Origin of the sequence: Actinoallomurus sp. CA-142502 (assembly GCF_050936355.1) — a bacterium.
GTDB classification, from domain to species: domain Bacteria; phylum Actinomycetota; class Actinomycetes; order Streptosporangiales; family Streptosporangiaceae; genus Actinoallomurus; species Actinoallomurus iriomotensis.
In genome coordinates this window covers 3,487,223-3,510,241 of the sequence record NZ_JBNJMY010000001.1, presented here as the reverse complement: position 1 = coordinate 3,510,241, position 23,019 = coordinate 3,487,223, and the positions used below count along the sequence as shown (strand labels likewise).

General features: G+C 71.7%; 17 protein-coding genes and 1 pseudogene. 12 read left to right on the top strand and 6 right to left on the bottom strand.

Annotated features, from left to right (window positions below):
* Positions 1 to 878: 878 nt before the first annotated feature.
* On the bottom strand, positions 879 to 1,337 hold the full coding sequence (locus ACQEV1_RS17035) for a regulatory protein RecX (RefSeq protein ID WP_433394672.1): 459 nt from the start codon (positions 1,335 to 1,337) through the stop codon (positions 879 to 881).
* Positions 1,338 to 2,799: 1,462 nt separating this feature from the next.
* The gene (recA, locus tag ACQEV1_RS17030) at positions 2,800 to 3,927 is read right to left on the bottom strand and encodes a recombinase RecA (RefSeq protein ID WP_285580742.1); all 1,128 of its coding nucleotides are present in this window, start codon (positions 3,925 to 3,927) and stop codon (positions 2,800 to 2,802) included.
* Between the two features lie 198 nt (positions 3,928 to 4,125).
* Between recA and ACQEV1_RS17025 the strand changes: the two genes are divergently transcribed.
* The 4 genes from ACQEV1_RS17025 (at position 4,126) to ACQEV1_RS17010 (ending at position 7,020) form a co-directional block, all read left to right on the top strand.
* Entirely contained in the window at positions 4,126 to 4,986 is an 861-nt protein-coding gene (locus tag ACQEV1_RS17025) for an ATP-grasp domain-containing protein (protein ID WP_433394671.1), read from the top strand.
* 74 nt (positions 4,987 to 5,060) lie between these two features.
* Positions 5,061 to 5,405, top strand: a complete 345-nt coding sequence (locus ACQEV1_RS17020; protein ID WP_285617486.1) for a hypothetical protein — start codon at positions 5,061 to 5,063, stop codon at positions 5,403 to 5,405.
* Between the two features lie 2 nt (positions 5,406 to 5,407).
* Entirely contained in the window at positions 5,408 to 6,550 is a 1,143-nt protein-coding gene (locus tag ACQEV1_RS17015) for a glutathionylspermidine synthase family protein (RefSeq protein ID WP_285617487.1), read from the top strand.
* Between the two features lie 20 nt (positions 6,551 to 6,570).
* Positions 6,571 to 7,020 carry a DUF350 domain-containing protein gene (locus ACQEV1_RS17010; protein ID WP_433394670.1) on the top strand — a complete coding sequence of 150 codons (450 nt, stop codon included), beginning with the start codon at positions 6,571 to 6,573 and terminating at the stop codon, positions 7,018 to 7,020.
* On the opposite strand, the gene ACQEV1_RS17005 is transcribed toward ACQEV1_RS17010, so the two are convergent.
* Both ACQEV1_RS17005 and ACQEV1_RS17000 read right to left on the bottom strand, forming a co-directional pair.
* Entirely contained in the window at positions 7,013 to 7,426 is a 414-nt protein-coding gene (locus ACQEV1_RS17005) for a rhodanese-like domain-containing protein (RefSeq protein WP_433394669.1), read from the bottom strand. The two genes, ACQEV1_RS17010 and ACQEV1_RS17005, sit on opposite strands and share 8 nt — an antisense overlap.
* The gene (locus ACQEV1_RS17000; RefSeq protein ID WP_285580751.1) at positions 7,423 to 7,617 is read right to left on the bottom strand and encodes a DUF3046 domain-containing protein; all 195 of its coding nucleotides are present in this window, start codon (positions 7,615 to 7,617) and stop codon (positions 7,423 to 7,425) included. Before ACQEV1_RS17000 ends, ACQEV1_RS17005 begins: the two co-directional genes overlap by 4 nt.
* Before the next feature lie 55 nt (positions 7,618 to 7,672).
* Here ACQEV1_RS17000 and ACQEV1_RS16995 point away from each other — a divergent pair, with 55 nt between their 5' ends.
* The 3 genes from ACQEV1_RS16995 to ACQEV1_RS16985 all read left to right on the top strand — a co-directional run bounded on the left by ACQEV1_RS16995 (position 7,673) and on the right by ACQEV1_RS16985 (position 14,311).
* Positions 7,673 to 12,145, top strand: a complete 4,473-nt coding sequence (locus ACQEV1_RS16995) for an ATP-dependent helicase (protein ID WP_433394668.1) — start codon at positions 7,673 to 7,675, stop codon at positions 12,143 to 12,145.
* Positions 12,146 to 12,717: 572 nt separating this feature from the next.
* On the top strand, positions 12,718 to 13,569 hold the full coding sequence (locus tag ACQEV1_RS16990) for a questin oxidase family protein (protein ID WP_433394667.1): 852 nt from the start codon (positions 12,718 to 12,720) through the stop codon (positions 13,567 to 13,569).
* Positions 13,484 to 14,311, top strand: coding sequence for an RNA-guided endonuclease InsQ/TnpB family protein (locus tag ACQEV1_RS16985; protein WP_433394666.1), 828 nt, complete (start codon positions 13,484 to 13,486; stop codon positions 14,309 to 14,311). The genes ACQEV1_RS16990 and ACQEV1_RS16985 overlap by 86 nt, the downstream gene beginning before the upstream one ends.
* Here ACQEV1_RS16985 and ACQEV1_RS16980 read toward each other — a convergent pair whose 3' ends face one another.
* Positions 14,312 to 16,357, bottom strand: a complete 2,046-nt coding sequence (locus ACQEV1_RS16980; RefSeq protein WP_433394665.1) for a serine/threonine protein kinase — start codon at positions 16,355 to 16,357, stop codon at positions 14,312 to 14,314.
* A gap of 114 nt (positions 16,358 to 16,471) precedes the next feature.
* The gene (locus ACQEV1_RS16975; protein ID WP_285617499.1) at positions 16,472 to 17,653 is read right to left on the bottom strand and encodes an ROK family transcriptional regulator; all 1,182 of its coding nucleotides are present in this window, start codon (positions 17,651 to 17,653) and stop codon (positions 16,472 to 16,474) included.
* 206 nt (positions 17,654 to 17,859) lie between these two features.
* Between ACQEV1_RS16975 and ACQEV1_RS16970 the strand changes: the two genes are divergently transcribed.
* The 5 genes and pseudogenes from ACQEV1_RS16970 to ACQEV1_RS16950 all read left to right on the top strand — a co-directional run bounded on the left by ACQEV1_RS16970 (position 17,860) and on the right by ACQEV1_RS16950 (position 23,014).
* On the top strand, positions 17,860 to 19,143 hold the full coding sequence (locus tag ACQEV1_RS16970; protein WP_285617500.1) for an extracellular solute-binding protein: 1,284 nt from the start codon (positions 17,860 to 17,862) through the stop codon (positions 19,141 to 19,143).
* 9 nt (positions 19,144 to 19,152) lie between these two features.
* Entirely contained in the window at positions 19,153 to 20,127 is a 975-nt protein-coding gene (locus ACQEV1_RS16965) for a carbohydrate ABC transporter permease (protein WP_285617501.1), read from the top strand.
* A complete protein-coding gene (locus ACQEV1_RS16960; RefSeq protein WP_285617504.1) occupies positions 20,124 to 20,966 on the top strand; it encodes a carbohydrate ABC transporter permease in 843 nt (280 codons plus the stop codon). The genes ACQEV1_RS16965 and ACQEV1_RS16960 overlap by 4 nt, the downstream gene beginning before the upstream one ends.
* Before the next feature lie 90 nt (positions 20,967 to 21,056).
* Complete coding sequence (locus tag ACQEV1_RS16955) at positions 21,057 to 22,538, top strand: glycoside hydrolase family 3 protein (RefSeq protein WP_433394664.1); 1,482 nt, start codon at positions 21,057 to 21,059, stop codon at positions 22,536 to 22,538.
* 7 nt (positions 22,539 to 22,545) lie between these two features.
* Positions 22,546 to 23,014, top strand: a pseudogene (locus ACQEV1_RS16950) (RrF2 family transcriptional regulator).
* The last annotated feature ends 5 nt before the right edge of the window (positions 23,015 to 23,019 follow it).

Below are 23,019 nucleotides of genomic sequence, written 5' to 3'. Positions count from 1 at the left end.
GCAGGCCGCAGGCCGCAGGCCGCAGGCCGCAGGCCGCAGGCCGCAGGCCGCAGGCCGCAGGCCGCAGGCCGCAGGCCGCAGGCCGCAGGCCGCAGGCCGCAGGCCGCAGGCCGCAGGCCGCAGGCCGCAGGCCGCAGGCCGCAGGCCGCAGGCCGCAGGCCGCAGGCCGCAGGCCGCAGGCCGCAGGCCGCAGGCCGCAGGCCGCAGGCCGCAGGCCGCAGGCCGCAGGCCGCAGGCCGCAGGCCGCAGGCCGCAGGCCGCAGGCCGCAGGCCGCAGGCCGCAGGCCGCAGGCCGCAGGCCGCAGGCCGCAGGCCGCAGGCCGCAGGCCGCAGGCCGCAGGCCGCAGGATACGAGCGAAAGACGGCGGGCCGCGTCACGGATAACGGACGGCGGACAGTGCCATGGGTGGCGGGCGGCGGGCGGCGTCTTGACCAGTGGGGGCGGCACCGCATGTAGCGCCAACGGCCACGGGCCGTGCGATAGACCGCGGACAGAATCGCGGCCAGCAGGCGGCTCTCAAGCTCGGCCGGGCCGTGGCGATCTTGGTCGCCGCGAGCTCGCGATGAGCCGCGAGCGGCCGGCAGCGCTCCGTCGACGGCGTCGGCAGCCCGGATGGATGCGGGCACGCCGGCGAATGAGAGGCCGGCACAGCCCTCACCGACGACGGCGACCAGTCCGATGCGCCGGGTGCCGGGCCTATCCGCGGACAGGCGGCGGGTGTTGAGTTTCGGGAACTCTCGGGATCGGCTGCTCGGGGCCCGGCACCATGACGTTGGGCGCCGGCCGAATACCGGAGGCGGGCGGAAGGCGGGTCACCGGCGGTTCGGCGCGTTCGCGCAGGGGGTCGTCTCGTCTGTGGGCACGCGGGGGTTCGGGTTCATTCGTCTGTGGGGACGCCGGGGTCGTCGAGGCCTTCCTGTTCGAGGGCTTCGCGGACGAGGCGGTAGGCGAGTCCGCTGGGGTATCCCTTGCGGGCGAGGACGCCCAGGACGCGCCGGGTGCGCTTGACCGGGTCGAGGCCACGGGTGGCGGCCATGCGCTTGGCGACGAGTTCGCGGGCGGCGGTCTCCTCCTGGTCTGGGTCGAGTTCTTCGACGGCCTCCTTGACCGTGTCGTCGGCGACCCCGCGCTGCCGCAACTCGGCCGCGAGCGCCCGCCGGGCGAGGCCGCGGCCGGTGTGCCGGGACTGTACCCACGCCCGTGCGAAGGCGACGTCGTCGATCAGGCCGGCCTCGGTGTAGCGGCTCAGCACCCGCTCGGCCACCTCGTCGTCCACCCCCTTGCGCCGCAACGCGTCCGCGAGTTGCGCCCGCGTACGGGGTGAGAAGCTGAGCAACCGCAGGCAGATCTCGCGAGCCTCCGCCTCCGGATCGGCGGGTGGGCCGCCCTCCCCGCGGCCGGAGCGCGCTTCGCCGCTCTCGCGTCTGGACTTCCGTCCGCCTGCCCGCGCCCTTCCGCCCCTTCGCCGCCCGGAAGCCTCGGCGGATCCGCCCGATCCGGGCTCCGAACCGCCGGCGTACGGCGTCCCCTCCTCCCCGCCGGGAGAAAGGGGATCGGCCGAAGAACCCCAGGCCTTCCCGGCAGGGCCGGTGACACCCCTGGCCGCCGTCGTCCCCTCCCCGCTGGGCAAAAGGGGATCGGTCGGAGAGCTCCCGGGCTCCCCGGCAGGGCCGGTGACACCAGTGACCCAACCAGACGCCGAGCGCCGGGTCGAGGGTCGCGGCCGGTCACCGGCAGGAGGGGTGGCTCCGGTGGTCCAGCCGACCGCCGGATCGACGGAGCCCGGATCGACGGGACCCGAATCAACGGGGTCCAACCCGTCAGGCCCGGCGCCGGTTTCGTCCGCGGACATGCGATGCAACCTCCGTACTCTTCACCGGACCGTGGCACGGATGCCGCGCCCCGGCACCACCCGCGTCATAACTCCTGAGCGGGGGCGACGCCACCGGGGAAGGTGCCCGTAACGGTTATCAACCCGGTACGGGACGCGACGCCGCCGCCCGCCAGGAGGCTTTCGTGGGCCCACGTTGCCCAGCCCAAGCCGTGTCGGGCCCAGGCCGTACGGAGCCCAAGCCATGTCGAGCCCGTGCCGCGCCCAGGCCATACCCAAGTCTGAGCTCGAGCCCGGCCTAAGCCCAACCAGCGCCCAACCCAAAACCCGAGCCGGCCGGGACAGGCGTCGAGGTGCAGCACCGAATCCAAGCCTGTACCGAGCCGCATCCAGACTCGCACCCGTCGCCGCCATCGGATCGCCGGGCCGAGTCGGGGACTCGGGCTCATGGCGGCCAGGTACGACTGGGCGGAGTCCAGCGTGCCGGATCCGACGGGTCCAGACTCGCACCCGTCGGCCCGTCGGCCCGTCGGGCCGAGTCGGGGACTCGGGCTCATGGCGGCCAGGTGCGACTGGCGGAGTCCGGCGGTGCCGGGTCCGGCGGGTTGGACTCTGTAGGGGTCGGGCTGCGGCGAGTCTGGACTCGGCCGAGTCGGGTACGGCGAGTCCGGGCTCGGCCGGGTCGGGCTTGTGCTGATCGCAGCCGGCAAGCCCATCCCAGACAGGGCCAGGCGCGGCGAGCCCGCCCCGCCACATCACGACCGGACAAGCGACTCCCGCCGCCCAACCCCTCACCGGACCAGCCCCAACCCTGACCAGGCCAGCCATCTCACAGTGGCCCCGGCTCTCTCCGGACCAGCCCGCCCGGACCAGCCCCAGTCCTCACCGGATCAGCCCTCTCGGGCCAGCCCCTCGGCGGGCTGGATCTGGCCGTGCCGTGGCGTCGGTCTGGGGCAGCTCGTCGGGATCAGACGTCGCCTGGTTTCGGGGTGCTCTTGGAGCCGCGCTTGGCCGGGGCGGGCTTGCCCGCCGGCGCCGCGGCGGCCGCGCCCGCCATCGCCGGGGCCTCCGCGAGAGGCTCCGACGGGTCGGCGTCGAGCTTCGGGCCCACTCCGAGCTTCTCCTTGATCTTCTTCTCCAGCTCGTTGGCGAGGTCGGGGTTCTCCCGGAGGAAGTTGCGGGCGTTCTCCTTGCCCTGCCCGAGCTGGTCGCTCTCGTAGGTGTACCAGGCGCCGGACTTGCGGACGAAGCCGTGCTCGACGCCCATGTCGATGAGGCCGCCCTCGCGGCTGATGCCCACGCCGTACAGGATGTCGAAGTCGGCGACCTTGAACGGCGGCGCCATCTTGTTCTTCACGACCTTGACGCGAGTGCGGTTACCGACGGCGTCGGTGCCGTCCTTCATCGTCTCGATGCGCCGGATGTCGAGCCGGACCGACGCGTAGAACTTCAGCGCCTTGCCACCCGTCGTCGTCTCGGGCGAGCCGAACATGACGCCGACCTTCTCGCGCAGCTGGTTGAGGAAGATCGCTGTGGTCTTGGTCTGGTTGATGGCGCCGGTGAGCTTGCGGAGCGCCTGCGACATGAGGCGGGCCTGGAGGCCGACGTGGCTGTCGCCCATCTCGCCCTCGATCTCCGCGCGCGGCACCAGGGCGGCGACGGAGTCGATGACCACGACGTCGATCGCGCCGGAGCGGATCAGCATGTCGGTGATCTCCAGCGCCTGCTCACCCGTGTCGGGCTGGGAGACGAGGAGCGCGTCGATGTCGACGCCGATCTTCTTCGCGTACTCCGGGTCGAGCGCGTGCTCGGCGTCGACGAACGCGGCGATGCCGCCGTTCTTCTGCGCACTCGCGACCGCGTGGAGCGCGAGGGTCGTCTTACCGGAGGACTCCGGGCCGTAGATCTCGACGACGCGGCCGCGCGGAAGGCCGCCGATGCCGAGGGCCACGTCGAGGGCGATCGAGCCGGTCGGGATCACCTCGACCGGGGGGCGCCCCTCCTGGCCCAGCCGCATGACGGAACCCTTGCCGAACTGCCGCTCGATCTGGGCGAGCGCGGCCTCGAGAGCCTTCTCGCGATCGTTTGCTGCCATGTGAGGTGTCCCTGTGAAAGTCGGTGACTGATGTTGACGGGTGCGACGTTACGGGGCCGCACCGACAGTTTTCGAGAGTCCGGGCCACCGTTGTGGATTACGCCGCCCGTTGCGGTCAACTCTAGCCGAACACGTGTTCGATCATGGTCGGACACTCAGAAAGACCGGTCAACTTGGCTTACGCTGAGGCGCAGGATCATGCCGGTGACCATTCTCATGTGCGCCGACCCGCTCAACCCCCGGCGAGTCGACGAACACTTCGCGCGGGAGGCCGAGTCCGTGCGCGCGCTCGGCGGGTCCGTCGCGCTCATCGACCATGACGCCCTCCAGCAGGGCGACGCGGCCATGGCCGTACACCGTGTCCCCCGCGACCTCGGCACGGTCTGGTACCGCGGATGGATGATGACGTCCGTGCAGTACACCGCGCTGGCCTCGGTGCTCGGCGCGCGCGGGGTCACGATGGCGGTGCCGCCGGACGGCTACCAGAAGGCACATGAACTGCCGGGCTGGTACGACACGTTCGCCGGTGTCACCCCCACGAGCGTGTGGCTGCCGACGCGTCCCGGCACGCCTCCGGGCAAGGACCGCCTGGCCCAGCTCGTACGCCCGCTCTCCAAGGGTCCGGCGATCGTCAAGGACTACGTGAAGTCGCGCAAGCACGAATGGGACGAGGCGTGCTTCGTACCCGACGTCACCGACGTCGACCGGCTGCACGCGGTCGTCTCACGCCTGGTCGAGCTCCAGGGCGACTCCCTGGCCGGCGGCATCGTGGTCCGCGAGTTCGAGACGTACGAAGGCGGCGAGGCGCGGGTCTGGTGGGTCGACGGTGAGCCGGTGCTGGCCGGACCTCATCCGGACACTCCGGAGGTGCGCCCGCGTCCGCTCACGGAGACGATCGCGCCCTGCGTGCGCTCGCTGGGCTGCCGGTTCATCACCACCGACCTGGCACGACGCGCGGACGGCACCTGGCGCGTGGTGGAGACCGGCGACGGACAGGTGAGCGACCTTCCCGCGGGAGCGGAACCGGCCGACCTTTATCTGAGCTTTCCCATTCGTTGAACCGATCCTGTCGATCGATCGTCCCACCTCTACACTTACCGGGCACCAAACCCGAATTCGGAGGGTCGTCGGCAATGCCCCCCAAAGAGGCCGGTCGGCGCATGCGTTCCGGCGCCGTACAGCTGAGCGCCCTGAGCGTCCTGTCGCTGACCCTCGTCGCCTGCTCGTCGAACACGGAGGCGAGCTGTGTGGACGGCTGGAACTCCCGCGGCGGCTCCCACCGCGTCGTCCCCGACTACTACTGCGACAACGGGGGCTCGTACGGCCGCTACTACTGGTACTACGGCGGCCGCTACCACGGCGGATACATCTCGCACGGCAGCACAGTCCGCCCGCGTGGCAACAAGATCACCTCGCGCGGCGGCCGGGTGATCTCACGCGGCGGCTTCGGCGGCCACGCCGGCTCTCACGGAGGCTGAGCGTGCGACGCGAGTTCTCCGACCCGCGTGCGGACTGGGCTCGGATCATCGAGTCGCAGGGCCTCGCGTACCACCGCACCTCCCACCCGGAGCATCTGACCCGCCCGTACTGGGACGAGTCCGTGCACTACGTCTTCGCCATGGACGAGGTCCTCGCGCTGGAGTCGGTGGTCGAGGAGCTCCACCAGATGTGCCTGGCCGCGGTCGAGCACGTCGTGAGCACCGGCCGGTACGACGTGTTCGGCATCCCGCCCTGGGTGCGCCCGCTGATCGAGGAGTCGTGGCGCCGGCGCGACCCGCACCTGTACGGGCGGTTCGACCTCCGGTACGACGGCGAGGGCCCGGCGAAGCTGCTGGAGTACAACGCCGACACCCCGACCGCGCTCGTGGAGAGCTCGATCATCCAGTGGTACTGGCTGCAGGACGTCCATCCCGACGACGACCAGTGGAACTCCGTCCACGAGCGGCTCATCGACCGGTGGCGGCAGATCGCCCCGCCCTCCCCCGTGCACTTCGCCTGGACGACCGAGGACGAGACCGGCGAAGAGCTCATGACCGTGGCGTACCTGCAGGAGACGGCCGAGCAGGCCGGTGTCCGAGCGGCCGCGATCGCCATGGAGGACGTCGGCTGGCACTCCCTCAAGGAGCGTTTCGTCGACCTGGACGAGGCGGAGATCCGTACGGTCTGCAAGCTCTACCCGTGGGAGTGGATCGTCGCCGAGCCGTTCGGCCGGCATGTCCCGCGGGCGGCGTGGATCGAGCCGATCTGGAAGATGCTCCTGTCGAACAAGGCGCTTCTGGTCGTGCTCTGGGAGCTGTACCCGGGCCATCCGAACCTCCTGCCGGCCTTCCTGGGCACGCCGAGCACGCTGACGTCCTACGTCCGCAAGCCGCTGCTGGGCCGCGAGGGCGCCAGCATGAGCATCGTGACGGCGGAGGGCGTGCAGACGACGACCGCCGGAGAGTACGGCGCGGAGGGCTTCGTCTATCAGGAGCTGTGCCCGCTGCCCGACTTCGACGGCGAGCATCCCGTTCTGGGCGCCTGGGTCGTGGGCGACGAGTCGGCGGGCCTCGGCATCCGTGAGACGTCCGGTCTCATCACCGACGACACCTCATCCTTCGTACCGCACCGCATCGACGACTGAGTCCTCACAGGGAGACCGACATGTATCTGGCGTTCTCGGACGGCTTCGGCACGGCTCTGGGCAAGGGCGCCGGCGCGATCGCCGCGTACACGGCACTCGGACTGGTGCTGCTGATCATCGGGTTCCTCGCGGTCGACCTGGCGACGCCGGGCCGGCTGACCACGATCATCCGGACGAACCGGAACGCCAACGCGACGCTGCTGGCCGTCTGCGATGTGTCGGCCGTGGGCCTGGTGGTGGCCGCATCGATCTTCGCGTCCGGCGGGAAGCTGCTCGAAGGGCTGATCGCGACCCTGGTGTGGGGTCTCGTGGGCATCGCGGCGCAGCTGGTCGCGTCGGTGATCGTCCGCTACCTGCTGGGCGTGGACGTCGCGGGCCTGATGGCCGAGGAGAAGCTCGAGCCCTCCGCGATCCTGCTCGGCGCCACGCAGGCGACGGTCGGGCTGATCACCGCGATCGCCGTCATCTGAGGTCGTACGACGCGAGCCGGGGCCGTACGGCGCCGGACGTCACCGGCAGGCCGGCCGCGCGCCACTCCTGGAACCCGCCCACGACATCGGTGGCGTGGGGCAGCCCGATCGCCCGCAGCGACGCGGCGGCGAACGAGGAGGAGTAGCCCTCGTCGCAGATCACGATCCAGCGGATCCGCTCGTGCGCGGCCTCGGGGATCCGGGCGTCGCTGCGCGGATCGAGCCGCCACTCGAGGTGGTTGCGCTCGATGACGATGGCGCCGGGGATGTCGCCGTCGGCGCGCCGCTGGTATTCGGGCCGCGTGTCGACGAGGAGCGCCCCGGCGCGTACGGCCTGGGCGGCCTCGTGCGGCTTCAGCCGCGTCAGCCCGGCGCGCGCCTCGGCGAGCATCCGGTCGACGCTCACCGCAGCTTCTGGGGCACGTCGAACGTGGCGCAGACGGCCTGCCAGACCTCCTTGGCGCCGACGCCGTCGGCCAGCGCCTGCTCGATCGTGCGGCCGCCGAGCTCCGCCATGACGTAGTCCTTGGCCACGCTCTCGGCGTAAATCTCGCCGAACTGCTGGTTCATCCGGTCCCAGAACACGGTTAGACGCACCCTCCAACGCTATCGGGCGGCCGATCCTGTCAGTGCCGGGAGGCATCATGGCAGCATGACACCGCTCGACCGCTTCTCCGACGCCGCGCGCGCCTGGTTCACCGGGGCCTTCGCCGCGCCCACGGCGGCGCAGGAGGGCGCGTGGGAGGCGATCGCGCAGGGCGACAACACGCTCGTCGTGGCGCCGACCGGTTCGGGCAAGACGCTCGCGGCGTTCTTCTGGTCGCTCGACCGGCTCGCCACGACGCCGCCGCCCGAGGACCCGAAGCGCCGCTGCCGGGTGCTGTACGTCTCGCCGCTCAAGGCGCTGGCCGTCGACATCGAGCGCAACCTGCGGGCGCCGCTGACCGGGCTGCGGCAGACCTCCCAGCGGCTGGGCCTGCCCGAGCCCGACGTGCGCGTGTCCGTACGCTCCGGCGACACCCCGGCGGACGAACGCCGCCGGTTCGCCGCCAAGCCGTCCGACATCCTGATCACGACGCCCGAGTCGCTGTTCCTCATGCTGACCTCGCAGGCGCGCGAGGCGCTGCGCGGCGTCGAGACCGTGATCGTCGACGAGGTGCACGCCGTCGCGGGCACCAAGCGCGGCGCCCACCTCGCCCTCTCCCTGGAGCGGCTCGACGCCCTGCTGGAGCGGCCGGCCCAGCGCATCGGGCTCTCGGCGACCGTACGCCCGGTGGAGGAGGTCGCGACGTTCCTCGGCGGCCCGCGGCCCGCCACGGTGGTCCAGCCGCCGCACGAGAAAGAGGTCGAGCTGGAGATCGTCGTGCCGCTGGAGGACATGACGGAGCTGGGCCAGCCGGTCGACGACCTGTCCGGGGCGGCGGCCGGGGAGCCCAACCGCGCGTCGATCTGGCCGCACGTCGAGGCGCGCGTGCTCGACCTCGTCGAGTCACACCGCTCGACCATCGTCTTCGCCAACTCCCGGCGGCTGGCCGAGCGGCTGAGCGGGCGCCTCAACGAGCTGTCGCGCGAGCGCGCCGAGGAGGGGCTTCCCGAGGAGGACGTGCCCGCCGAGATGATGGCGCAGGCCGGGGCCTCGCGGGGCGCGCCCGCCGACGTCGTGCGCGCGCACCACGGGTCGGTCTCGAAGGAGGAGCGGGCCGGCATCGAGGAGGCGCTCAAGGCGGGACGGCTGCCCGGCGTGGTCGCGACCTCCAGCCTCGAGCTGGGCATCGACATGGGCGCGGTCGACCTCGTCGTGCAGGTCGAGTCGCCGCCGTCGGTCGCGGGCGGGCTGCAGCGCATCGGCCGTGCCGGGCACCAGGTCGGCGCGGTGTCGCGCGGCGTGATCTTCCCGAAGTACCGGGGCGACCTGGTGCAGACCGCGGTCGTGGCCGAGCGGATGCGCGAGGGCCGCATCGAGGAGCTGCGCTATCCCCGCAACCCCCTCGACGTGCTCGCCCAGCAGATCGTGGCGATGGCCGGCATGGACGAATGGCCGGTCGACGAGCTGGAGACGCTCGTACGCCGCGCGGCGCCGTTCGCGACGCTGCCGCGCTCGGTGCTGGAGGCGACGCTCGACATGCTCGCCGGGCGCTACCCCAGCGACGAGTTCGGTGAGCTGCGGCCACGGCTGGTGTGGGACCGCGTCTCCGGGGTCCTGCGAGGGCGTCCCGGGGCCCAGCGGCTCGCGGTGACCAGCGGCGGCACGATCCCCGACCGGGGCCTGTTCGGCGTCTTCCTGGTGGGAGAGAAATCCTCACGGGTCGGTGAGCTGGACGAGGAGATGGTGTACGAGTCGCGGGTCGGCGACGTGTTCGTGCTCGGCGCCAGCTCCTGGCGCATCGAGGACATCACGCCCGACCGGGTGCTCGTCTCCCCCGCTCCGGGGCGGCCGGGCAAGCTGCCGTTCTGGCACGGCGACGCGCCGGGACGGCCCGCCGAGCTGGGCCGCGCCCTGGGGGCGTTCAGCCGCGAGCTGTCGGCGCTGCCGCCGGAGCGGGCGCGCGAGCGCGTGCGCGCCGCGGGCCTGGACGAGTGGGCCGCCGACAACCTCCTCGCCTACCTCGCCGAGCAGCGTGAGGCGACCGGTTACCTTCCCGACGACCGCACGCTGGTGGTCGAGCGGTTCCGCGACGAGCTCGGCGACTGGCGGGTCGTGGTGCACTCCCCGTACGGGGCGCTGGTCCACGCGCCGTGGGCGCTGGCGATGGCGTCGCGGCTGCGTGAGCGGTACGGCGTGGACGCGCAGGCCGCGCACTCCGACGACGGCATCGTGCTGCGCATCCCCGACACGGGCGAGGCCGTGACCCCGCCGGCCGGTGACCTCGCGGTCTTCGACCCGGACGAGATCGAGCAGATCGTCACCGACGAGCTGGGCGGGTCGGCGCTGTTCGCGTCGCGGTTCCGCGAGTGCGCGGCGCGGGCGCTGCTGCTGCCGCGGCACCGCCCGGGCAAGCGGATGCCGCTGTGGCAGCAACGGCAGCGGGCGGCGCAGCTGTTGTCGGTGGCCAGCAAGTACGCCTCGTTCCCGATCGTGCTGGAGACCGTGCGCGAGTGCCTGCAGGACGTCTTCGACGTGCCCGGGCTGGTCACGCTGATGCGCGACCTGGCCGGGCGCAAGGCGCGCCTGGTCGAGGTGGAGACGCCGGTGCCCTCGCCGTACGCCCGGTCGCTGCTGTTCAGCTACGTCGGCGCGTTCATGTACGAGGGCGACGCGCCGCTCGCCGAGCGGCGGGCCCAGGCGCTGGCGCTCGACTCGACACTGCTCGCCGAGCTGCTCGGCCAGGCGAACCTCCGCGAGCTGCTCGATCCCGAGGTGGTCGCCGAGGTCTCGCGCGAGCTGCAGCGGCTGCCGTCGTCGCGGCACGCCCGCGACGTCGAGGGCGCCGCAGACCTGCTCCGCGAGCTGGGGCCGCTGACGACGCCGGAGCTGACCGCGCGGGGAGCCGCTCCCCAGTGGCCGGCCGAGCTGGAGGCGTCACATCGGGCGATCCGGGTGCGGATCGCCGGTGAGGAGCGGTGGGCGGCGATCGAGGACGCCGGGCGGCTGCGCGACGCCCTCGGCGTGCCGTTGCCGGTCGGCGTCCCGGAGGCGTTCCTGGAGCCGGTCGCCGATCCGCTGGCGGACCTGCTGAGCCGCCATGCCCGCACGCACGGGCCGTTCCACGCGGGTGACGTGGCCGCGCGCTTCGGGCTGGGCGTGGCGGTGGTGACCGGAGGGCTGCACCGGCTGGCCGACCGGGTGTCGGAGGGCGAGTTCACACCGGGCGCGCGGGGCACGGAATGGTGCGACACGGGGGTGCTGCGGCTGCTGCGCCGCCGGTCGCTGGCGCGCCTGCGGGCCGAGGTCGAGCCGTCGCCGCACGACGCGCTGGCACGGTTCCTGCCGGCCTGGCACGGCATACGGTCGTCGCGGCTGCGTGGTCTCGACGCGCTCGTGCAGGCCGTCGAGCAGTTGCAGGGCGCGGCGGTGCCGGCGTCGGCGCTGGAGTCACTGGTGCTGCCGACCCGGGTGCCGGACTACTCCCCCGCTCTGCTGGACGAGCTGACCGCGTCCGGCGAGGTCGTCTGGGCCGGTCAGGGCGGGCTGCCGGGCGGTGACGGGTGGGTGTCGCTGTATCTCGCCGACACCGCCCCGCTCCTCATGCCCGAGCCCGCCGACATCACGCTGACGCCGCTGCACGAAAAGGTCCTGGACTCCCTCGGTGACGGCGGCGCGGTGTTCTTCCGCACGCTGTCCGACCGGGTCGGCTCGCTGAACGACGCCGATCTCGTCACGGCCCTGTGGGACCTGGTGTGGGCGGGACACCTGACCAACGACACGCTGGCCCCGCTGCGGGCACGCCTGGGTTCGAGCCGCACGACGCACCGGCCGCGCACCCGCCGGCGCCGTCCCGCCATGCCGTCCCGCACGGGCCCGCCGACGGTCGCGGGCCGCTGGTGGCTGCTGCCGGAGCGCTCCGCCGACACCACGCGCCGCGGCCACGCGCTGGCCGAGACCCTGCTCGACCGCTACGGCATCGTCATCCGCGGCGCCGTGATGGCCGAACGCACGCCGGGCGGCTTCGCCGCGGTGTACCCCGTGCTGCGCGCGTTCGAGGAGACGGGCCGGTGCCGCCGGGGCTACTTCGTCGAGGGCCTGGGCGCGGCCCAGTTCGCCCTGCCCGGCGCGGTCGACCGGCTGCGCGCCACCCAGCGCCCGGACGACGCCCAGGCCCGCGCTCTCGTCCTCGCCGCCACCGACCCGGCGAACCCGTACGGCGCCGCCCTGCCCTGGCCCGAACGCCCGGGCGAAGCCGCCAGTGGCCACAAACCGGGCCGCAAGGCGGGCGCCCTGGTGGTCATGGTGGAGGGCAGCCTGGTGCTGTACGTCGAACGCGGCGGCAAGACCCTGCTGTCCTGGGAGGAGACCGACCTGCAACCGGCCGTCGACGCCCTGGCCCTGGCGGTCCGTGAGGGCGCCCTGGGACGCCTGACCGTCGAACGCGCGGACGGCGAGTCGATCAACGACTCCCCGCTGGCGACGGCGCTGGAGGCGGCCGGCTTCCACCCGACTCCCCGGGGCCTCCGCCTGCGCGCCTGACCCGACGCCGTTGCCCCGCATGGCGTTATCCACAGGCGGCCATTCACATCTCGAAACGGCGTTGCCGTCGCGATATTTTTCCTTCATCGAGGAAAGGGGAAATGCGATGGCGGTCTCCGCGAATTCGATACATGAATGTCCAGGACGCGGTCCAGTCGACTTAGGCGCCGGCCTTCGGTCACGGAAGGTCCACCGGCATGCACCCGTTCTCCCTCGGGCGGCCGGGTGATCACCGCGAACAGGGCCAGGAAGGCCCGCCGGGGCGGGCGGTGCCCGCTGTGCCGCGGTCCGGTGCTCATCGGTCAGCGCATCGCCCGCCTGGGGCTCACCTGGGTTCACACCGGCTGCGCGATAGCACGCATGTGACGAACAGGACCACAAATGAAACGAAATGCGCGACGCGCCATTACGTTGGGGCGGGTGCCGAATCACGGTCGACCATCGGATGGTCCGGCGAAGTAAGTGACGGTGCAGTCGATCAGCTCGGCGGCGAGCCCTAGGCGCGATGGAGGAAGGAATTCCGTTCCCTGAGTCGATGGTCGCGGTTCGGCGCGTGATTAGCGTCAGGCCGTATGAACATCGACGGCACGCTCGACGAGGCGTACGAACGGTTGCACCGGACCGGCCCGGAGTTCGAAGGCCGGCTCTCCAACCACGGTCCGATGGCGGTGGAGTCGATGGTCAGACGTGGACACGCACGCCAGGTCCACCGCCGGCTGGACCGGTACGTGCGCCGGCTGGACGAGTTGCCGCGCGGTGCCTCGCCCGTCACCGCCGACGGCTGGCGTGCGGCGCTGGGAGATCCTCATCGTCTCGGTGACTGGCTGGCGTTCTTCGAACGTGAGGTGACCGAGCGGCCCCGGCGCACGGTGCTGGAAACGTGGTGGCCGCGGCTGTTGCCCGGCATCGCGGCCGGTGCCACCCACGGAGTGATCCGCACCGGTCACGCGGTCCACGCCCTGCTGGACCACGAGGACGGGCCGCGGCTGGCCGAGCTCGGCCAGGCCCTCGGTTACTGGGCGGCGCGCTGGCAGCAGGTTCCGTCGGCCGTCCCGTCCGGCACCGCCGGTCCGGCGTCCGCCCTCGCCGCCGTTCCGCGGGTGCCCGACCAGAAGGCGGGCATCAACCATCGGCTCGGCCAGCTCGCCGACCTGACCGGAGCGGCGAGCCGACGAGCGAGCGGAGCGGCCGGTGAGGGACGAGCCGTCCGTGGAGTGAGTGAGGAGGCGAGCGCGACCGGCAAACCCGACTGGCTGTGCCCGGCAGCGCAAGCAGTCGGCAACCTTCACCCGCTCGGCGTTCCGCTGGCGAGAAGGCCGCCTGTATCTGGCCAAGATGATGGACACACCGCTGGAGGTCGTGTGGTCCTGGCCGGAGGTCGATCCTGCCTCGGTCGAGCCGACGTCGGTGACGGTCTCGCGTGAGCCGTGCGGACGCTGGTACGTCTCCCTCGCCATCGAAGCCCCAGACCCTGGACAGGCACCGGCCACCGGTGCGGTGGTCGGCGTGGACCTCGGTATCAAGGACTTCGCGGTCACCTCCGACGGCGAGAAGATCGCCAATGCTCGGCGCCCAGCCAAACGAGAACGTAACCTGACCCGCTACCAGCGGCGCATGGCACGCAAGCGATACGGGTCGAACAACCGCGCGAAGGCGAGGGCGAAGGTGGCCCGCGCTCACCGCAAGGTCGCCGCGTCCCGCGCGGACTTCCTGCACAAAACCAGCGCCCGCCTGGTCCGCGACCACGACGTGATCGTGATCGAAGACCTGAACGTCAAGGGCATGGTCCGTAACCGGGGGCTCGCCAAAGCCATCTCCGACTGTGCGTGGGGCGAGTTCCGCCGCCAGCTCGGATACAAAGCCGCCCGCTACGGTCGCCATCTGATCGTGATCGACCGTTGGTACCCCAGCTCCAAAACCTGCTCGACGTGCGGACATCTGCTCACCGAGCTGAGCCTCTCCACGCGGGCTTGGTGTTGCCCGTCGTGTCGCACCCTGCATGACAGGGACATCAACGCGGCGAAGAACATCCTGGCGGCAGGTCTTGCCGTGTCGGCCTGTGGAGGTGACGTCAGACACCCGAGGTCCCCTCGGGCGCAGTCGCCGCTGAAGCAGGAACCCCAGCCCGCGAGGACTGGAATCCCCGTTTTACAGGGCGGGGAGTAGTCAATTACCGCAGTGGCTCCAGCCGCTGGTCCACTTGGCGGTCTTCGACGCGCCGCCCCATATCACGCACTTGCCTCGTGCCGGCAGGCGGATCGGGCCCGCGTAGAACGGGAAGGAGCCCGATCTGCTCGCGCGGTCTCCGCCCTTCACCGCGAGGGAGGCGGTCAAGAACACCTTTCCCGACGACCGCGGCACCATGGTGACCACGCAGTTGGCCCCGGCCTTCGCGTTGTAGAGCAAATAGGCGCGGGCCGTGGCGAGCCCGTGGGTCTCGATGACGCGATAGCCGTTGCCGCACAGGCGTTGAGGCGTGTACGGGTTGGCGCGGACCGGCTTCTTGGTCGCCGGGTGCCGAGACGGCGTACGGGAAGGCCGGCGGGACGGGGACGGCGTGTGCTTTTTCACCGGAGCGCGCGGGGTCTGAGAGACCGTTGGCGGGGCGGCGTTCTTCTGGTCGTCGCCTGAACCGTTCATGGCCAGCGCGCCGATCCCGCAGACCAGGACGAGCCCTGCCGCCACCGAACCGATGATCAGGCCGGTACGGCCCTTGCGCGAGGGCGGCCGGTCCGGCAAGCCGGAGGATCCGGGGGGGCCAGGTGGTCCGCCGGACACCGCGGGACCACCGGGCCGCCCCGGCCCGCCGAACGGTCCGGGACCGCCGGACGCGGGACCGCCGAACGAGGTGGGGCCGTCGAACGACGTGGGGCCCGAGGCGGGGAGCCGCATGGTGCTGCCGGGCTGTGGAGGGCCGGACCTGTCGTTCCCGCCGGACGCGGGACCGCCCAACGACGCGGGACCACCGAACGACGCAGGCCCACCGGACGCCGAGCCGCCCAGCGACGTGGGGCCACCGGACGCGGAACCACCGAACGACGCGGGACCACCGGGCCGCCCAGGCCCACCGGACGCCGAGCCGCCCAGCGACGCGGAACCACCGAACGACGCGGGACCACCGGGCCGCCCAGGCCCACCGGACGCCGAGCCGCCCAGCGACGTGGGGCCACCGGACGCGGGACCACCCGACGACGCGGGGCCGCCGAACGACGCGGGGCCCTCGGCGGGGAGCCCCATGGCGCTGCCGGGCCGCGGAGGGCCGGACCTGTCGTTCCAGGACGGTGAGCCGGCCGCGGGCAGCCGTTCGGCCCCCGCGATCGCCGCCGCCTGCGAAGCGCCCGGTCGGGGCGCCCCCGGGGCACCAGGTGCGGGGTCGCCGGGCGCCTGGGCCGGAAGGACGTTGTGGCCCATCAACTCGTCCATCAGCTGACGGGCCGTGGGGCGGCGGGACGGCTCCTTGGACAGGCACGCCGCCACGACGGGGCGGAGGCGGCCGTCCAGCGCACCGAGATCCGGCTCCGAGTGCAGGATCCGGTTGATCACCTGCGGAATGGAGCGATGGCCGAAGGCGGGGGCTCCGGTCGCCGCGTACACCATCGTGACGGCCCACGCGAACATGTCCGTGGGCGCGCCGATCGTGCCATCGGCGAGCTGTTCCGGCGCCATGAAGGCCGGGGTTCCGACGACCTGGCTGACCGCGCCCGCCATGCTGCCGCCGGCGTCCAGGGCCCGGGCGATGCCGAAGTCGATCACGACCGGGCCGTCCGGGCCCATGAGCACGTTGCCCGGCTTGAAGTCGCGGTGGACGACACCCGCCTGGTGGATCGCGGCCAGGGCGGTGGCGGTGTTGACCGCCAGCCGGTCCAGCGCCGACCCCCGGCGCGGGCCCTCGTCGCGAACCAGGCGTTGCAACGACGGACCGGGCACGTACTCACTGACGATGTACGGGCGGTCCTCGGCCATCCCGGCGGACAGAACCTGTGCGGTGCAGAAGCGGGCGACCCGCTTGGTCACCTCCACCTCGCGTACGAAGCGGGCACGGGCCTGCTCGTCCTCGATCAGCTGGCCGTGGAGCAGCTTGATGGCGACCTGACCGGCCGCGTCACGGCCCAGATAGACGACGCCCTGCCCGCCTTCGCCCAGCCGACCGGTCACGTCGTAGTCCCCCAGCCGACGGGGATCCCCGTCGCTGAGCGGCTGGACGTTCACCACGGGCGGCCTCCCAAACGCGACATTCGGACGCCCGGAGAACCTATCAACGCCCTCCGTCACAAGAGGCGACCTACCGCCGACCGTGCCGCAGGTCACCCTCTCCCGAGGCGAGAATCACTCGCTGCTGGAGAACACTTCGTCGCGGGCCCGGTCCAGCGCGGCCAGGATGGCGCCCTTCAGGACCGGGTTGCCCTCGACCTGGCTCAGGGCCACCCGCGGGTTGGTCGGGCAGATGCGGCCGACCGCGTCCTGGATCCGGCCGACCAGGCGTTCTCCGCCGGCGCGGCCCAGTTCGCCCGAGATCAGGATCAGCTCCGGGTCCAGCACGATCGTCACCGACGCCACCCCGTACGCCAGCCGCGTCGCCAGAGCGTCCAGGAAGGGGCCGCCCGACGCGCCGGCCGAGGCCGCGGCGCGTACGCACTCGGTGGCGGTCGGTTCGTCGAAGCCGTGTTCCCTCGCCAGCTCCCGTACGGCGTCCGCGCCGGCGAGCGCGCCCAGGCCGCCGGCGAGGGCCGGCATCCCCCAGGTGACCGACTCGGTGTCCTTCTCCGGCAGGGCCGCGCCCGGGACCGGCAGGTAGCCGATCTCGCCGGCGCCGCCGGAGAAGCCCCGGTGCAGGCGTCCGCCGAGGACGACCGCGAGGCCCAGGCCGCGGTCGGCCCACAGGACGGCGAAGTCGTCCACGTCTCGCGCGGCGCCGCTCTCCTTCTCCGCGAGGGCGCCCAGGTTGACGTCGTTCTCGATCATGACGGGCAGGCGCAGGTCGCGGCGGAGGGCCTCCAGGACGCCCGCGTGCCAGTGCGGCAGGTCGTAGATGAACTCCACGTCGCCGGTGCGCGGGTCGACGACGCCCGGTGTGCCGATGACGAGGGCGTGCAGTTTGGCGAGCGGCACCTTCGCGGTGCGGCACGCCTTGACGACGGCGTTGTGCACCAGCGAGACGGCGTCATCACCCGGTTCGACGGTGATCTCGGCGGCGATGTGTCCGGTGATGTCGGCGATGCCCGCAGTGACGCCACGCGGGCCGACGTCGAGGCCGGCCACGTACGCACTGGAGGGGACGACCGCGTACAGCGCGGCGTTGGGGCCACGGCCCCCGGCCTGCTCGCCCACGACGGAGACCAGGCCGCGTTCTTCGAGCCGGGACAGCAGCTGGGACGCGGTCACCTTCGACAGCCCCGTACGCTCCCCGATCTGGGTACGCGTGAGGGGCCCCGAGCTCACCAGGAGATCCAGCGCGGATCGGTCATTCAGTTCGCGCAGGAGTCTTGGCGTCCCCGGGCGACTCGCCATCTCCGGCCACCTTCCATCTCGATCCGCTAACGGCTCTTCTTGATTAGGAAACTTTCCTGTTAGTTTAGGCCACAGTAGTCCACGCAGTCCCCTTCCCCATAATCCGGCAGACCCGCAGCCCCGACTGTAGGCAGGCGCCCCCGCGACCGTGCGTACGACATGACGCATGAATACCACGGTCGGGCGGTACCGAAGGGAGTTCCATTGTGAGGTACACCAGAGCCGCCGCGGCGGCCGTCGCGCTCGCCGTGGCCGTGACCGGCTGCGGCGGCAAGAAGAAGGCCGACGACAACGCCAAGGGTGCGGACCCTGCCAAGATCGTCGTCTGGCAGATGGGCGACGGCAGTCCCGAGCAGACCAAGTTCCTGGACGGCGTCGCGGCGGAGTTCCACCAGAAGCACCCGAAGACCGCGGTGCAGGTGCAGTACATCCCCTGGCCGCAGGCCACGCAGAAGTTCCAGACCGCGATCGCCGGCGGTTCGGGCCCGGACGTGACCGAGGTCGGCAACACCGACGTTCAGTCCTGGGCCGAGCAGGGCGCCTTCGCCGACATCACCGGCAAGATGAACTCCTGGGCCGAGGGCAAGACCCTCAGCAAGGGCGCCCTCGCCAACGACCAGCTCGACGGCAAGATCTACGCCGCGCCGTGGTACGGCGGCGTGCGCGCCGTCTGGTACCACAAGGACTGGTTCACCAAGCTGGGCATCCAGCCGCCGAAGACCTGGGCGGACCTCGTCACCGCGGCAAAGACGATCCAGGACAAGAAGCATGTGCCCGGCATCGCCGCGCCGAGCGACTTCACCAACGGCATCCTCAGCTTCGTGTGGGCCAACGGCGGTGACGTCGCCACCAAGCAGGGCGACAAGTGGGTCGGCACCCTGGAGCAGCCGCAGGCCAAGGAGGCCGTCGAGTTCTACGCCGGCCTCGTCACCAAGGACAAGGTGGCGCCGGACAAGTACGTCGGCAAGAACGAGCTGCAGGGCCCGCAGCAGGACTTCGCCCTCGGCAAGGTCGGCATGTACATGGACGGCAGCTGGGCGCTCCCCCAGCTGGAGAAGATCAAGAAGGACCAGAAGAACTGGGGGGTCTTCCCGATCCCCGGCAAGACCGGCGGCCTCGCCCCGGTGTTCTCCGGCGGCTCGGACCTGGCCGTCTGGAAGGACAGCAAGTACAAGGACGTCGCGTTCGACTACCTGACCACGCTGGACAGCAAGAAGAACTCCAAGGCGTTCGCCGACACCCTGAAGTTCCTGCCGCAGTTCACCGACATCCTGCAGAGCGGCGCGTACCAGAGCGACCCGATCATGGGCCCGTTCGCGCAGGCCGCGGCCTCCGGCGTGAAGTTCACCCCCACGAGCAAGGGCTGGGCCGACTACGAGGGCGCCAAGAAGGTGCTGCCGAACGCGGTCAAGGCCATCATGCAGGGCAAGTCGGCCGACGATGAGCTGAAGAAGGCCGACGAGCAGGCCGGGACCCTGCTCAACCAGTAAGGGGTCCGCATGCTCGACACCGTCCAGGCGGTGCGGCGCCCGCCGGGCCGGACCTCGTCCGGCCCGGCACGGCCCGCACGCCGCCGCCCGCGCCTCGGGCCGTACCTGCTCATCCTGCCCGCGCTCGTCACGATCGCCGTGCTGCTGATCTGGCCGGTGGTGCAGATCGCCCGGATGTCGTTCCAGAAGGTCGGGCTGCGCCAGCTGCGCGGCGAACCCGCGGAGAACGTCGGCCTCGACAACTACCGCCAGATCCTCGGCGACGACGAGTTCTGGACGGCGCTCCGGCACACGCTCCTGTTCGCGGTCGTCGCCGTCGCCGCCACGCTGGTCGTCGGCACGCTCGTGGGCCTGCTGCTGAACCGCCTCGGCCGGCGGATGTCCGCGTTCGTCGCCGGCGGCGTGCTCGTCGCCTGGGCGACGCCCCCGGTCACCGCGGCGGTCATCTTCGCCTGGCTGTTCGGCACCACCGGAGGCCTGGTCGGATGGTTCCTCGACCTGCTGCCGGACTGGCTCGTCGGCGGCGGCTGGCAGAACTACAACTGGTTCTCCTCCCCGCTGCCGGACTACACCGTGCTGACCATCTGCGTGGTGTGGATGTCCTTCCCGTTCGTCGCCGTCTCGGTGCTGGCCGGGCTGCGGACGGTGCCCGGCGAGCTGTACGAGGCGGCCAGAGTGGACGGGTCGAGTGCCTGGAACACCTTCTGGAAGATCACCTTCCCGCTGCTGCGGCCGGTCTTCGGCGTGCTGCTGACCATGTCGGTGATCTGGGACTTCCGGGTGTTCACCCAGCTGTTCGTCCTGTCCGGGCTCGCCAACAGCGACTCGTTCAACCTCTCGCTGTACGGCTACTCGGAGGCGTTCGGCTCGCTGAACGCCAAGTACGGCCTGGGCTCGGCGATCGCCATGGTCCTCACGGTGCTCGTGCTGATCGTCACCGCCTTCTACACCCGGATGATCGTGCGTCAGGAGGGGGTCCGATGAGGCCGCGCAGGCTCCGGCGGATCGCGCTGAACACCGCCGGTGTCGCGGTGTTCGTCGTCTCGGCCTTCCCGGTGTTCTGGATGGTCTCCACGGCGTTCAAGCCGAACCAGGAGATCTTCAGCTCCACCCCGCACCCGGTGCCGTTCCATCCGACGCTGCGCCATTTCGACTTCGTCCTCAACGGCGGTATCGCCGGCGTGTCGTTCTGGCACTACTTCGTCAACAGCCTGGTGGTGGCGGTCGGGACGGTGCTGGTGTCCGGGCTGCTCGCGCTGCTGGCCGCGACGGCGGTCGCCCGGTTCCGCTTCCGGTTCCGGACGACGTTCCTGATCCTGCTGCTCGTGGTCCAGATGGTGCCGTGCGAGGCGCTGGTCATCCCGCTGTTCATCAACCTCAAGCAGCTGGACCTGCTCAACAGCCTGATCGGTCTGACCGCGGTGTACATCGGCTTCGCGCTGCCGTTCGGCACATGGATGCTGCGCGGGTTCGTCGCGGCGGTGCCCAAGGAACTGGAGGACGCCGCCGCCATCGACGGCGCCGGCCCGGTGCGTACCTTCTTCCGGATCCTGCTGCCGCTCGTCGCGCCCGGCCTCGTCGCGACCAGCATCTTCTCCTTCATCACGGCGTGGAACGAACTGATCTTCGCGTACACGTTCATGAAGGACCAGGACAAGGCCACCTTGCCGATCATGTTGCAGTTCTTCTTCGGCCGGTCCGGCAACGACTGGGGCCCGATCATGGCCGCGTCCACGCTGCTCACCCTGCCGGTCATCGCGTTCTTCCTCATCGTCCAGCGCCGCATGGTGTCCGGCCTGGTCGCCGGGGCGGTGAAGGGATGACCGCGCCACGACGGCGAGGGCACGTATCGAGAGAGAGCGATCAATGATCGTACGAAGCCGCCCAATGGAAAGAGGAACGGTGAGCGACCGATGAGCGACCTGTCTCTGGAGAGGCTCGTCAACGCCACTCTGCTCGTGCCGTTCCCCGGCGCCGCCGCGCCCCGCTGGGTCTTGGAGGGACTTGAGCGGGGCGTGAGCGGCGTCACCCTGTTCGCCATCAACGGCAACGTGCCGGGAGCGGGCGACCTGGCCGCGCTCACCGCGCGGATGCGGCAGGTGGCCGACCCGCTGGTGACGATCGACGAGGAGGGCGGCGACGTGACCCGCCTCGCGCACGAGACGGGCAGCCCGTACCCGGGCAGTGCCGCGCTCGGCGCCCTCGACGACCCCGCCGTCACGCGGCGGGTGCACCGTTCACTCGGGGCGGAGCTGCGCGGCGCGGGCGTGAACTTCGACTTCGCCCCGTCCGCGGACGTCAACACCGCCGACGACAACCCCGTCATCGGCACCCGCGCGTTCGGGTCGGATCCGGAGCTGGTCGCGCGGCACATCACCGCGGCCGTCTCGGGTCTGCAGGAGGCCGGGATCGCGGCGTGCGCCAAGCACTTCCCCGGCCACGGCGCGACCTCGCAGGACTCCCACCTGGAGATCCCGACGGTGGACGCGGACCTGCCGCTGCTCGAACGCCGCGAGATGGTGCCGTTCCGCGCGGCGATCGAGGCCGGCGTCCAGTCGGTCATGACGGCGCACATCCGGGTGCCGGCGCTCACCGGGGCGGCGCCGGCCACGTTCTCCTTCGCCGCGATCGACGGGCTGCTGCGCGGCACGCTCGGGTACCAGGGCGTCGTCGTGACCGACGCCCTGGACATGCGGGCGGCCAGCGGCGCGATGGGCATCCCGGAGGCGGCGGTGCGCGCCATCGAGGCGGGGGCGGACCTGCTCTGCCTCGGCTCCAAGGAGTTCGAGGACAGCGTGCAGGCGATCCGCGAGCGGATCATGGAGGCGGTACGCGAGGGGCGGCTGTCCGGCGAGCGCCTCGAACGGTCAGTGGAGCGCGTCGCGGCCCTGCGGGCCTGGCTCGCCGTGCCGCGCACGGCCGAGGTGGACCGTTCCGTCGGGCTGGAGGCGGCGCGCCGGGCGGTACGGGTCACCGGCTCTCCCTCGGTGTCGGCGAGCCCGCTGGTGCTGGAGCTGCAGGCGCCGTCCAACATCGCGGTCGGCCCGGTGCCGTGGGGGTTCTCGCCCTGGGTGCCGGACACCGTGCCGGTCGACGCCGAGTCCGCCGACCCGGGCGAGCTGCTGGCCCGCGCCACGGGGCGCCCGCTCGTCATCGTCGTACGGGACGCGCACCGCTACGCCGGGCACCGCACGCTGGTGTCCGCGCTGACGGCGGCCCGCGCCGACGCCGTGGTGGTGGAGATGGGCCTGCCGGTGTGGCGCCCGGAGTCGTCCGCGTACGTCGCGACCTACGGTGCGACCCGCGCGAACGCGCGCGCGGCGGCCGAGGTGATCGGACTGGTCGGCGAAGAAACGGAGGCGGGTGGCCCGATCACCTCATCCGAGGCGGGATAATCGGATTATGAGACTGTCCGCCCGGGTCGATTATGCGCTTCGCGCAACAGCCGAGCTGGCCGTCGGCGGCGATCGTCCCGTCACGGCGGTCCAGCTCGCCGAGGCTCAGCAGATACCACCGAAGTTCCTCGAGAACATCCTCAGCCAGCTGCGCCGGGCCGGCCTGGTCCGCAGCCAGCGCGGTCCCGAGGGGGGGTTACTGGCTGGCGCGCCCGGCGAGCGAGATCTTCCTGGCCGATGTCATCCGGGCCATCGACGGGCCGCTCGTCGGCGTACGCGGTGAGCGGCCCGAGCATCTCGGCTACGAGGGGCCCGCCAAGGCGTTGCAGCTCGTGTGGATCGCGCTGCGCGCGAGTGAGCGCTTCATCCTCGAACAGGTGAGCCTGGCCGACGTCGCTTCGGGCGAGCTGCCGCCGAGCGTGCACGCCCTGACCGAGGACCCGGCCGCGTGGGACTCTCCCGCGTTCCGCTCCTGAGGAAA

Excerpts from the sequence above, each read along its gene's own strand:
- ACQEV1_RS17025 (WP_433394671.1), top strand. The coding sequence starts at position 4,126 with ATGCCGGTGACCATTCTCATGTGCGCCGACCCGCTCAACCCCCGGCGA.
- ACQEV1_RS17010 (WP_433394670.1), top strand. The coding sequence starts at position 6,571 with ATGTATCTGGCGTTCTCGGACGGCTTCGGCACGGCTCTGGGCAAGGGC.
- ACQEV1_RS17020 (WP_285617486.1), top strand. The coding sequence starts at position 5,061 with ATGCCCCCCAAAGAGGCCGGTCGGCGCATGCGTTCCGGCGCCGTACAG.
- ACQEV1_RS16955 (WP_433394664.1), top strand. The coding sequence starts at position 21,057 with ATGAGCGACCTGTCTCTGGAGAGGCTCGTCAACGCCACTCTGCTCGTG.
- recA (WP_285580742.1), bottom strand. The coding sequence starts at position 3,927 with ATGGCAGCAAACGATCGCGAGAAGGCTCTCGAGGCCGCGCTCGCCCAG.
- ACQEV1_RS16995 (WP_433394668.1), top strand. The coding sequence starts at position 7,673 with ATGACACCGCTCGACCGCTTCTCCGACGCCGCGCGCGCCTGGTTCACC.
- ACQEV1_RS16985 (WP_433394666.1), top strand. The coding sequence starts at position 13,484 with ATGGACACACCGCTGGAGGTCGTGTGGTCCTGGCCGGAGGTCGATCCT.
- ACQEV1_RS16990 (WP_433394667.1), top strand. The coding sequence starts at position 12,718 with ATGAACATCGACGGCACGCTCGACGAGGCGTACGAACGGTTGCACCGG.
- ACQEV1_RS16960 (WP_285617504.1), top strand. The coding sequence starts at position 20,124 with ATGAGGCCGCGCAGGCTCCGGCGGATCGCGCTGAACACCGCCGGTGTC.
- ACQEV1_RS16975 (WP_285617499.1), bottom strand. The coding sequence starts at position 17,653 with ATGGCGAGTCGCCCGGGGACGCCAAGACTCCTGCGCGAACTGAATGAC.
- ACQEV1_RS16965 (WP_285617501.1), top strand. The coding sequence starts at position 19,153 with ATGCTCGACACCGTCCAGGCGGTGCGGCGCCCGCCGGGCCGGACCTCG.